The sequence below is a fragment of the Moorena sp. SIO4E2 genome (genome assembly GCF_010671945.1).
GTDB classification, from domain to species: Bacteria; Cyanobacteriota; Cyanobacteriia; order Cyanobacteriales; family Coleofasciculaceae; genus Moorena; species Moorena producens.
The window spans coordinates 1-10,704 of sequence record NZ_JAAHIE010000241.1 but is presented as its reverse complement, the minus strand read 5'-3'; the positions used below and the strand labels follow the sequence as shown (position 1 = coordinate 10,704).

The window sequence follows — 10,704 nt, the reverse complement described above, 5'->3', positions numbered from 1 at the left end:
TATGGGTGAGTATTCTAGATAATATCAATTTGCCCACCCTACTGACTTGTAGGTTGTAGGGTGGGCAAAAAAAAACATTTTGGTTATGGGTGAGTATTCTAGATAATATCAATTTGCCCACCCTACTTTAATTGGGATTTTTTTTACACTTTTGGTGGTGCGTTACGGGGCGGACTATCCCAACTTTGACGGTGCGTTACGGGACGGGCTATCCCAACACTGGCTACGAGGCAGAAAATGAGGGCAAGCCCGTCCCTAACGCACCCTACGAGGATAAAAATAAGGGCAAGTCCGCCCCTAACGCACCCTACGCACTAAAAACCCGTCGCCAACCTTCATAATAGCATAACCACTATAATACGATTTCCCTATAAAAGTACCAAAGATGGGCATTCCAATTAGTATCGAAATCGTTGGGTAATCGCTCCTGAAGACTAGAAGATTGTAGGTGAAGTAGCTCCGGTTTGTTGAGGGGAGTTGGGATTACAGTCCAATCTTTTCTGTTATTGAACTGGCTATAGAGTTTCTCAGTATATGGTAGCACCGCAGCATTATACTTGTTACTACTTACTACCTCTGTGACTGCATCAAGCTGCCCTAGGACAGAAATAACAATACGATCCAATCGTGGCGCACCTTTTACATACTTGGGAAAAGCATTCAGTACAATTTCTTGGCCTGAGTCAAATCTCTCAACCTGGAAAGGTCCACTGCCAATGGGCTTCAGCTGAAAACTTTTTTGATTGTAAGCGTGGCGCGGTACTATACCGATAGTCATCACAGAGGCAATGTAGCGTGGTAGTGGAGACTCAGCAATGTCGATGGGGCGGGGGCGTGGTTGGTCAACGATTTCGATAGACTCAATCTGATCAATGCTCTCGATAGACTGAATCTGCTCCCGGTCAATGGGCGTAATGGTATCATCTTTGTCAATATCAACTTGATCAGAATTATCGTCTTTGCGTTCCTCTTCTTTGAGAAAAGGCCACAGTACTTCAAAGCTGATTATCCGATCATTAACGACATTGATATCTCTGATTATGTTTATCACCCGCTTATTTGGGCTTGAGTTAAGTTTTTTATATACCTGATAGGTAAACTCTACATCAGCTACAGTAAGCTGTTTTCCGTCATGGAAACTCACTTCTTCAGAAAGCTGGAAATAAATTATTCGAGTATTATTTTCCTTATTTTCAATCCACCACCAACGAGTAGCAATATCGGTTACGAAAGCTCCTGTTTTTGGATCAAGACGACCCAAACCACGGAAGACTAGGCTCAACACATCCCCTGGACCGTAGTTCATATTCGCTGAAGGGTAGTTAATATTGAGTAGTGGGTCAAGGGTATTGATATCACGAAAATCAGCAATGGTTAGTTGGTTTAGACCTTTAACCTCAATCTCTCTGGTAAAGGTGCTGTTAGCTCGGTTTAGGTCTAAATTTTTCTGGTGTGGATCAGCAGTGAAGCGGATGGTGTGGGAACCAGGGTCGAGTCTGAGCTGGCGACGGATACTGCTGTCTTGCGATCGCTGATTGGGCTGCAACGGACCGTGGGATTGGATTGGCTGCGGCTTGTTATCCACTGTCCACTGTACCTCGAAGGTATCAGAAGAACTATTCCCTTGATTGATTAGATCCGCTTCAATGGTAATCAGGTCTCCTGCTAATGGTTGATCTGGTGTGATAGTAATATTTCGCACTCGTAAATCAACGGTGATTGCTTCCCAAGACAGCAGATTGGTGCTTTGACCATCGATAACTACAAACAAGACACCAGAGCCTGTTACTTCGGGCATGGTAACAATTAAACGGGACTTGCTCCACTCAAGAATCTGTACTGCTTGACCTTGGAAGAAAACTGCGGCATTAGGGTCGCGATCGCCAAAATTACCTCCCTCAATCACAACCTGGCTTCCGGGTAGTCCTTTTGCTGGTTTCACCTCACTCAAGAACGGTAGCTGTCGCCATATCCGAATCCGTGAATCAGCAATTCCAGTTTTGCGGCTGAGTTCAGCTACCATTGCCGCTGTTTGGCTGTAGCCTTCAAGGTCATTAACTGAGTAAATCCCAATGCCATTTAATTGTTTGATCTCAGCCTCGGTAATACCAGGTAGAGTAGCCAGGGGCCTAGTGCTGATCGGTTGATCAAGTTGCTTACGCACTCCTTGTAACTGGCTTTCTAGGACTTGGGCAAAATCCAGTTTGATAACAGTAGCGCTATTTTCCCCAGGGTCTGTAGTCCGAAATAAGATTTTACCGTCAGAGGTACGGCGCAGCTTAACTTCTATATCGAGTTGAAGCTGTTTAATCGCCATAGACTTGCCACGGGCATAAGATTTCAAAGAAAGAGTATCTTCAGCACGGTCAATTTCAGCAGCGATCGCATCAACCATCTCCGCTAGCTGCCATTCCGTGTTTTCCTCTGTATTGCTGTTTGTATTGTTTTTTGTATTACCTTTTGTATTGCCGTTGCTGGCTGTTAATGATTCCTCATTAGTCATAGTAGTTTACTAGCAAAAGTGTTTAACTTCGGAATAGTAGTCTTATCGTGATTTTTCAGGAGCGATAGTCATGCGGATGCGACCTAGTTTACCGACAGGGGGAGTTTCTATAGTTGAAGGTAAACTAATCATTACTCGTGATTTTGTTTTCTCTTGACTTAAAAATTGCCCATCGGTTTTTAGGTATAAATGGGCTGGAATATCAAAATAAACATCTGTAACCTCTAAATTCGTTTCTGTAGTGCTGTCAGAATTTGTCTGGTCGAGGGTGTCAGATACTTCTTCAAGGATCAGGGCAATCAAGTTGCCTAGTGTGATGTCAGCCATAGGTATAGCGCTACGCGCAAGTCAGAAGTTAGAAGTCAGAAGTTAGAAGTAAGTTATGACTAAGTTTCGGAGTTTAGGAGCGATGCAGAGGTGCGACCCGTGGCGAATTTAATTCTTAATGCGGAAAGCGCACCTAAGCGGTTTTGGGGGTTCCCCCCATGAGCGACTGCATCAAGACAATGTCAAACACCTTAGAGGTTGTCTGAGAAGTCTCATTTGCTACATTCAAGCCCCCTAAATCCCCCAATTTTGGGGGACTTTTACCAACAAATGGATTCTTGTTCCCCCCAGAATTGGGGGGCTAGGGGGGCAAAATTCAGTATCAAAAAACTTTTCAGATATCCTCTTAATGCGTAGTGCTCTAATGATAGATAGGGGATGATTGAAGTTACTTAATAAGGAAGCAGGGAGCAGGGAGTAGGGAACAAATCTCCCCAAACTCCTCTCTCTTTTCCTATTCCCTAGGCGCTAACCTATCGCAACAATCATCCCGCTGTAATACTTAAGTGATTAGGTAATCAATTTATCCGTTTTATTCTACTATTGGGAAGGTCTCGGTGCGGAAGCGAATTTTAACCTGACCAATGATTTCAGTACTCATGGTGACGTTATCAAATGAACTTTCATTAGTTGCTTTGACTTTTAGTTTGTTGAAGTTTGCTCCAACAGAAGCACGACCCCATCCCCACCTAGCACTGGCTCGGATAGAAGCGCCAGCTTGTAAACGGTCGTACTCGCTTTTTCGTCTAGTTTCTGTTTCGGTAGCAGTAACGTTAAAGGTAAGTTTAGAAAGGATTTCACCATCGGTGATCACAATCCGTGCCATACCCTGCCGTGCCATCTCCCGGAGATGATCAATCAAGCTCTGTGCCAGTGACTCAGAGAGTTTGCGACGAATTACTTGGACTTGAGGAACTGTGAAAGAATTCTTCTGCTCTGGTGTGATAGTGAGTTTAAGGGGTTGTTCCAGGTTGACCGTTTCTGCTTCTAATGCTCTTGCTACCTCCTTTAATTTAGTAACACCAGCCTTGCCAGGATTGCCGGTGTTTTGGTCTGTAGGTGTGTTTGGAAATATATAGTTCGCCCGTACAAGAGTGCCGCCATTTCCATCCGGGTAGTTTTCATTAAGGTGTGCCTTAATCTCCGCATCAGAGACGTTCTCAGCCTCAAACTGCTTGAGGGTTTTGGCTAGGTTAGCAACCAGCTCAGCATAGGCTTCGATCTGTCTGATTGTCGCAGCGATAATAGCATCGAAAGTACCGTTAATTAAGCCAGCAGTAAACTCCACAAAGCCTAGGTCTTGTACTTGCTTGGCGGCATTAATACCGGTATTAACAGCATCACCGATAGCCATGCCTCCAACCATGGATATCTGAGATTGCTGCTGATTCAGTTTTTCCTCAACCAATTCCTGGAGTGTGTTACCGAGGATATCAGCAATACCATCGCGCACTAGTTGCCGCTCTTGCTGGTCCCTAATCCGTGCTAGCGCTGAATCAACAATCTCGGTGACGATGCGGTTAACACCTTCTTCTATTAGTGCTTCAGTAGACGGATTTTTATCCGTGGACTGAATTTCTGGGTTTGGCATCTCACCTAACTGTGGCGGGATTGGATTTTGTGAAGTCATGGCATGATGTCCTTAATATTAAATGGGATAAATCGGGGTAATTTATCTAGCCCTTGGATTAGTAATTTAACATTATGCATTCCCTTGATCACAACTTTCAAATGAGTATATCACACTGAATTGGATCAATAAAGGTACCTCCTAGCAATTATCCTAGCTATGAGGTACAAAATTTCGGGATTTTAGGGAACAGCGGATCTGGGAACAGGGAATAGGAATGCGCTGCATCAAAACAGGGAATCAACGTCAAAGAATACTGTACCTCATAACGGCGATAAACGCTAGATATACTCCTTAATTTACGAAGGAATAACGTTTTTGTAACAAAATAACAGCTTAAAGATTATTTTTCCACCCTGAAAAAGCGTTGTTTATAGCAACATATCATTATCATGCGTAGCTTAATTATGGTATAATTAAGCTATCCTATAACCCCACTTTTTTTTGAAAAAAAATCTAAAATTCACCCATACGTTGTGAATGTAGAGGCTGATGTAGAGGCTGATGCTTTCAATCATTAATCCTTAATTTCAGCAGCAAAAAATATTAGCATACACCCTAATCAATGGGGCTATTATGGTTTTTAAATGAAATGTAAACAAAAGATGATGGAGCAATAAAAATTCGGATCAAAGACCAGCTAAGACTAGGAAAGATATTCGAGGATTTTTTGATGTAGGCTAAATGAGCCTAAGTTTTTATGACCTATTCATAAAAGCTATATTATTACTGAAGTCTGGATCGTGCCTACTGCTCAACACCTGTGAAATCATTACATCGAACTGAGGCGCGATCAAATCCGTAGCCCAAGGTTATCTTAAAGGAAGATAGGGACAAACACTCTTAACCTCATGGCATCTATTCCTAATCCAACTCTGGCAGCTGGTCTAGCAGCTCTCAAACAGGGCAATTACCAGGATGCGATCGCACACTTAGAAGGTGTCTGTGAGATGGAGTTGGATGACTCCATTGTGACGGAAGCCTCTCAATCCCTAGTCGAGGCTTATCCTAAGCATGGTCAGCCAGAAAAAGCGATCGCACTTTGCCAACACCTGAGGGAACACCCTGACCCCCAGATACAGGAATGGGCAGCTAAAACTGAGGCTGAGTTAATTACCAAGTATCCGGTTGCTGCTAAATCCCCTACTGATGCCACAGGGTTTACCCCCCTAGAGGATCAGGCTTCTAGCCCACTGAAACTGAGCCGTAAACCAAACCAGACTGCTTCATCTTCTTCCCTATTACCAGTTCCCTACTCTCCCCCGGATATTCCCACCCTCTACACTCCTCGTCCTCGATGGCGCAACTGTGGACGAGCACAGCATTGGCATCCCCTGAAATCTGCCAAGATGGAACGGTTGTGGTTAGTCGCAATCACGGTTGCGATCGCATTTTTCTGGCTACTGCGGGTTCTAGTGGAATTCGCCATGGAAACCATCAATTCCATCTTGGTAGAGTTACCCTGGTTCCAACCCTTCCAATTGTTATACCGTGACCCAACCGTAGCCCTAGAAATTACCTTAGCCATCCTATTTATCCTATCGCCCTGGTTAATGGATGGATTGCTAAAGCAGTTTCATGGTCTTGAAGCCCTATCCTTGACCCAACTAGCTTCCCGCCATCCAGAATCCGCTAAAGTTATACAAAAGGTTTGCCGCAAACGTCGTCTGCCCTTACCGAGCTTAAAAGTCTTACCCACAGACGCCACCGTAGCCCTGACCTATGGTAACTTACCTCGCACTGCTCGGATTGTAGTTAGTCAGGGATTATTAGACCAGCTCAAAGATGATGAAATTGCCAACATCTACGCCGGTCAGCTAGGACATATTATCAATCGGGATTTCATCTTGATGTCCCTAGGGGTACTAATTATTCAAATCCCTTACACTATCTATTGGCAAATCCCTCAGTGGGCAGAGAAGCTAAAGGAATTACTGCTAGTTAAATTACCTGGTGCTAGGGGATGGTTAAGCGCAATCCTTTTAGGAATTACTGGTACTGTTGCTTCCCTCAGTTACAGCATTTATTGGGTATTGAGCTTACCCCTGCTATGGTTATCTAGAGCTAGGGTTTACTATAGCGATCGCATCGCCATCTCAACCACAGGTAATCCCAATGGCTTGACCCGCGCCTTACTAAAAATTGCCCTAGGGATAAGCGAAGACATCCAAATTTCCGGCCAAACCAGTGGGCTATTAGAAAGCTTTGATGTCTTACTCCCCGTCGGTTATCAGCAAGCCATGGTTATCGGCAGTTTTTCCCCCACCACCCCCTTTGAAGACATCTTGAAATGGGACTGTACTAATCCCTACCGCTACTGGTTAATCATCAACTCTGCCCATCCCCTACTCGGAGAACGTTTACATTTACCTAAGCGCTACGCCCACTTTCTCAAGCTTCATGCCGAACTAGATTTACCAGCTTTAATTCCTGCCAGTCGCAATCGAGCTGAATTTTTCTCTAAACTCAGCAACAGTTACAAAGCCTTACCCCTGCTACAAAGTACCCTAATTTTTGGCGTAATTATGGGCGCAGCATTAAGAGGGATACTTTGGATGATTGGTAAACTGTCTGACATGTTCGACATTTGGCAGTTAATTTGGCTACATAACGCCAATTCCTTTATCGATGCTTGTATCTTAATTGCCTTTAGTATCAGTGTCTTTCTCTGGATTAATAATTACTTTCCCGACCTCAAACCTACCAATATCGGTACTGACCCCGACTTAGGAGATTATTTCGCCACTAACGCTACTCTACCTCCCGATAGTCGTCCTGTTCTCTTAAGCGGAAAACTATTAGGACGTTCGGGATTACGCAATTGGCTCGGACAAGATTTAATATTACAAACCTCGACAGGTTTAGTCAGACTAAACTACTGTTCCTATCTCGGACCACTAGGTAATATCCTACCTCAACCCACCCGTGTTAGTAATTTAGTTAACCAGACCGTAATCGTCACCGGTTGGTTTCGCCGGGGTGTTAATCCCTGGATTGATATTGAAACCATCAGTATCGAAGGAGATAAACCAATTCGCAGCTACTATCCCATTTGGATTACCATCCTCGCCACAGTAGCAGCCCTATCCGGCGCTTATCTGATTTCCCAAGTGGGAGCCTGAAATTACTAGGGAATTGGGAATCGGAACCCACCCCTAACCCCTCCCAGGAGGGGAACGGGAATCGGGAATCGGGAATCGGGAATCGGAATAGTAGATGTAGGGTGGGCAGTGTATCAGACTCGATTAATCACTGCGAGGATAGTTGCTATACACTGCCCACCATAGTTGCGTAGGGTGCGTTAGGGGGGCTCGCCGTCATTTTCAACCTCGTAGCCAGCCTTGGGAAAGTCCCCCCCGTAACGCACCACTGGGTTAAACACTGCCCACCATCGGAATAGTAGAGCAGCCCAGCATCGGAATAGTTGATGTAGGGTGGGCAGTGTATCAGACTCGATTAATCACTGCGAGGATAGTTGCTATACACTGCCCACCATAGTTGCGTAAGGTGCTGGGTTAAACACTGCCCATCATCGGAATAGTAGAGCAGCCCACCATCGGATGGGGTTGATGTAGGGAGTGAACAGACCGGATCAATTACTGGGATGATAGTTTCTAGACACTGCCCACCATCGGATGGGGTTGATATAGATGTAGGGTCGGCAGGGTCGCAGAACGGATCAATCACTGGGATGATAGTTGCTAGACCATGTTTCTAGTTCATGTATTCACAACCAAAATCCAAACACTATAGTATGAAAAAACTGTCTATAATTTTACCATTAGCCATCCTAGCTTTTGGATGTGTAGTTGTTAACAGTCAAGAAACCTCCTCACCCAATAGTTACACTCAATCGGTTACAAGTGACGTTTTAGGCAGTGGTTATCCGACTCAAGAAAAAAAGGAAATTCTGGAACTTATTCGCCATACCATCAAACCCAGAACAAAACTGCCTACTCATACTCATACCGGCATGCAAATTGCACTAGTAGAGGCTGGCACGTTAACGTTTACTGTTGTGAAAGGAGAGGCTAAAGTAAGGAAAGCTAATGGCAAAGAATTAATTCTGCAAGCAGGGCAAACTACACAACTAACGGTTGGAGATTCTCTAGTTGAATCGAGCGGAATGGTTCACTATGGTGAAAACAAAACAAACAAACCAGTTATTCTTCTGTCCGCTTCCCTATTTGATGTTGAGCAACCAAAAACTATTTTAATTGAACCGGAAAAGTGAAGAATAAAATGTAAGCGGTAAGCGGTAAGCGGTCAGCGGTCAGCCGTCAGTTTCTAGGGTGCATTTCAATGGATGCAAAAACACTCTTCGGTCATAGAAAGCTAATATCATTTTATGACAATTACCCTTAATAAAAATCTCCCCCATCTCCCGATCTCCCCGCGCCCGCGCCCCACACTTCCCACACTCCCCACACTCCCGATTCCCGACTCCCGAAAAAAACATTAAGAAATGTTGCGTTATTCCTAAATATTCGTTACATTTGTTTACATAACTGATTACCCAAGGATCACTACGTCCTTGAAACCTTGACCTCACAGCCAAGGATAAAGGCACACTGTAAGCGTATTGGCCCTAGGTTTTCTCCTCCCAACACAGCAAGTATCACCAGCCCCTCTCAATGGCTGGTTTTTTTATATAGCAGTTCTCAATTGAGTCTCTATTCCCGATTCCCGATTCCCGACTCCCGATTCCCGACTCCCGATTCCCGATTCCCGATTCCCGAGTCCCTCACAACTTTGTTACAAATATTTTCAAAATCTGTTATAATGTAAGATTATTTATGTTATAATAAAATTGCCCCAGACGTTAAACGAAACGTTAAACGGGAAGAGCCAGCCTGAAGATATTCCAGGCTGAAGGCTGGCTCTAGGACCCCTTATAACAGGAGATACATTAAATTATGTCCTATGCTGAACGCCTACATCCATGGGTGGTGGTGCGCTTATTACCACAGATGCAACGAGTGATTGTTGCTCGGTTCCGCAAACGTTCGGATGCGGAGGGTCATATGCAGGCTCTGAAACGGCTAATGCCCGATGCTCAATTTGTGATTATATTTGATATTGGCGAGCCGATCACTGAAGAAGACTCTTAGGATTATCGGGAGTCGGGAGTCGGGAGTAGGGAGTCGGGAATCGGGAGTCAGATCAGCGTTCCCTCTTGCCTTTTGCCTCTTGCCTCTTGCCTCTTGCCTCTTGCCTCTTGCCAAAGAGATTATTCACAAATAAATTACCATAACAATATATCCAGAGTAAAAACAAGACACTACCACCATGCCGCGACTGAATCTGATCGTTTCTGATCAAGCTTCTGGAAATCAACAGGCTGCACCTATCGAAAGCCCTGATCACCTCGATGGGAATGGGAAAACAAACCAGCTCCAATCTCAGCAGTTAGACCCCATGACCGGGGTGACATCAAACCCAATTGAGCTGGATTTGGAAGCAGTAAATCAGCAACTGACTGACACTAGCGCTACCAAAATCGTAGAATGGGCAGCTGAAACCTTTGGTGATGGCTTAGTGATGAGTAGCAGCTTTGGGATCCAGTCAGCGGTCATGCTGCACTTGGTCACTAGTGTCGTTCCAGATATACCGGTAATTTGGATAGATACGGGCTACCTACCGGTGAAAACCTATCGATTTGCCGAGGAGTTGATCGAACGACTCAAGTTGAATGTAACAGTGTACCAGTCTGCCATGAGTCCAGCACGGATGGAAGCCTTGTATGAAAGACTCTGGGAAAAGAATGATGTAGAATCCCTCAACCGCTACGACCAGATCCGCAAGGTCGAACCGATGCAGCGCGCTTTGCGGGAACTGAAGGCAACGGGATGGTTAGCAGGATTGCGCAAGCAACAGACTGACCACCGCAAGAGTATGGGCTGGGTTAACAAGCAGGCAGAGCAGTATAAGATTTTGCCAATTCTTAACTGGCACTCTAGGGATATCTATAAGTATCTCACCGCTCATGATTTACCCTATCATCCTATGTTTGATGAGGGTTATACAACCGTCGGTGATTGGCATTCCAGCCGACCTTTATCCTTTGATGATCAGGATGAACGGGATACCCGTTTTCATGGCCTTAAGCAAGAGTGTGGTATACACTTGCCTGAAACTCCTGGTGAAGCTGCAAGTCTTGATTCTAGCTCTCTGTAATAGGGAACAGGGAGTAGGGAGTAGGGAATTGGAATGCGTACGCGGGCATCTTGGTAGAACTGGCATC

At 44.8% G+C, this 10,704-nt stretch carries 10 protein-coding genes; 7 read left to right on the top strand and 3 right to left on the bottom strand.

The window, feature by feature from the left end; genetic code table 11:
• The first annotated feature begins 191 nt into the window (after positions 1-191).
• The gene (locus tag F6K37_RS22130; RefSeq protein WP_154659825.1) at positions 192-341 is read left to right on the top strand and encodes a hypothetical protein; all 150 of its coding nucleotides are present in this window, start codon (positions 192-194) and stop codon (positions 339-341) included.
• An 11-nt stretch (positions 342-352) separates the two neighbouring features.
• Here the strand turns inward: F6K37_RS22130 and F6K37_RS22125 are convergent, their stop codons facing one another.
• The 3 genes from F6K37_RS22125 to F6K37_RS22115 form a co-directional block, all read right to left on the bottom strand.
• Positions 353-2,503, bottom strand: a complete 2,151-nt coding sequence (locus F6K37_RS22125) for an ABC transporter substrate-binding protein (RefSeq protein ID WP_008185531.1) — start codon at positions 2,501-2,503, stop codon at positions 353-355.
• Positions 2,504-2,545: 42 nt separating this feature from the next.
• The gene (locus tag F6K37_RS22120; RefSeq protein WP_008185529.1) at positions 2,546-2,830 is read right to left on the bottom strand and encodes a hypothetical protein; all 285 of its coding nucleotides are present in this window, start codon (positions 2,828-2,830) and stop codon (positions 2,546-2,548) included.
• A 532-nt stretch (positions 2,831-3,362) separates the two neighbouring features.
• A complete protein-coding gene (locus F6K37_RS22115) occupies positions 3,363-4,460 on the bottom strand; it encodes a hypothetical protein (protein WP_008185528.1) in 1,098 nt (365 codons plus the stop codon).
• A gap of 851 nt (positions 4,461-5,311) precedes the next feature.
• Between F6K37_RS22115 and F6K37_RS22110 the strand changes: the two genes are divergently transcribed.
• From F6K37_RS22110 to F6K37_RS22085, 6 genes are all read left to right on the top strand, one after another.
• Complete coding sequence (locus tag F6K37_RS22110) at positions 5,312-7,582, top strand: zinc metalloprotease HtpX (protein ID WP_008185526.1); 2,271 nt, start codon at positions 5,312-5,314, stop codon at positions 7,580-7,582.
• A gap of 632 nt (positions 7,583-8,214) precedes the next feature.
• Positions 8,215-8,694: a cupin domain-containing protein gene (locus F6K37_RS22105; RefSeq protein ID WP_131827237.1), complete on the top strand. Its 480-nt coding sequence runs from the start codon at positions 8,215-8,217 to the stop codon at positions 8,692-8,694.
• Positions 8,695-9,002: 308 nt separating this feature from the next.
• Positions 9,003-9,248, top strand: coding sequence for a hypothetical protein (locus F6K37_RS22100; protein ID WP_287252167.1), 246 nt, complete (start codon positions 9,003-9,005; stop codon positions 9,246-9,248).
• Positions 9,249-9,376: 128 nt separating this feature from the next.
• A complete protein-coding gene (locus F6K37_RS22095; RefSeq protein ID WP_008185522.1) occupies positions 9,377-9,571 on the top strand; it encodes a hypothetical protein in 195 nt (64 codons plus the stop codon).
• Positions 9,540-9,704, top strand: coding sequence for a hypothetical protein (locus F6K37_RS22090; RefSeq protein WP_154659824.1), 165 nt, complete (start codon positions 9,540-9,542; stop codon positions 9,702-9,704). The genes F6K37_RS22095 and F6K37_RS22090 overlap by 32 nt, the downstream gene beginning before the upstream one ends.
• A gap of 174 nt (positions 9,705-9,878) precedes the next feature.
• Entirely contained in the window at positions 9,879-10,637 is a 759-nt protein-coding gene (locus tag F6K37_RS22085) for a phosphoadenylyl-sulfate reductase (protein WP_287252172.1), read from the top strand.
• Positions 10,638-10,704 lie beyond the last annotated feature (67 nt).

Bases quoted from the DNA above. Each gene is read 5' to 3' on its own strand.
- F6K37_RS22085 (WP_287252172.1), top strand. From the start codon at position 9,879: ATGACCGGGGTGACATCAAACCCAATTGAGCTGGATTTGGAAGCAGTA.
- F6K37_RS22095 (WP_008185522.1), top strand. From the start codon at position 9,377: ATGTCCTATGCTGAACGCCTACATCCATGGGTGGTGGTGCGCTTATTA.
- F6K37_RS22115 (WP_008185528.1), bottom strand. From the start codon at position 4,460: ATGACTTCACAAAATCCAATCCCGCCACAGTTAGGTGAGATGCCAAAC.
- F6K37_RS22125 (WP_008185531.1), bottom strand. From the start codon at position 2,503: ATGACTAATGAGGAATCATTAACAGCCAGCAACGGCAATACAAAAGGT.
- F6K37_RS22105 (WP_131827237.1), top strand. From the start codon at position 8,215: ATGAAAAAACTGTCTATAATTTTACCATTAGCCATCCTAGCTTTTGGA.
- F6K37_RS22110 (WP_008185526.1), top strand. From the start codon at position 5,312: ATGGCATCTATTCCTAATCCAACTCTGGCAGCTGGTCTAGCAGCTCTC.
- F6K37_RS22120 (WP_008185529.1), bottom strand. From the start codon at position 2,830: ATGGCTGACATCACACTAGGCAACTTGATTGCCCTGATCCTTGAAGAA.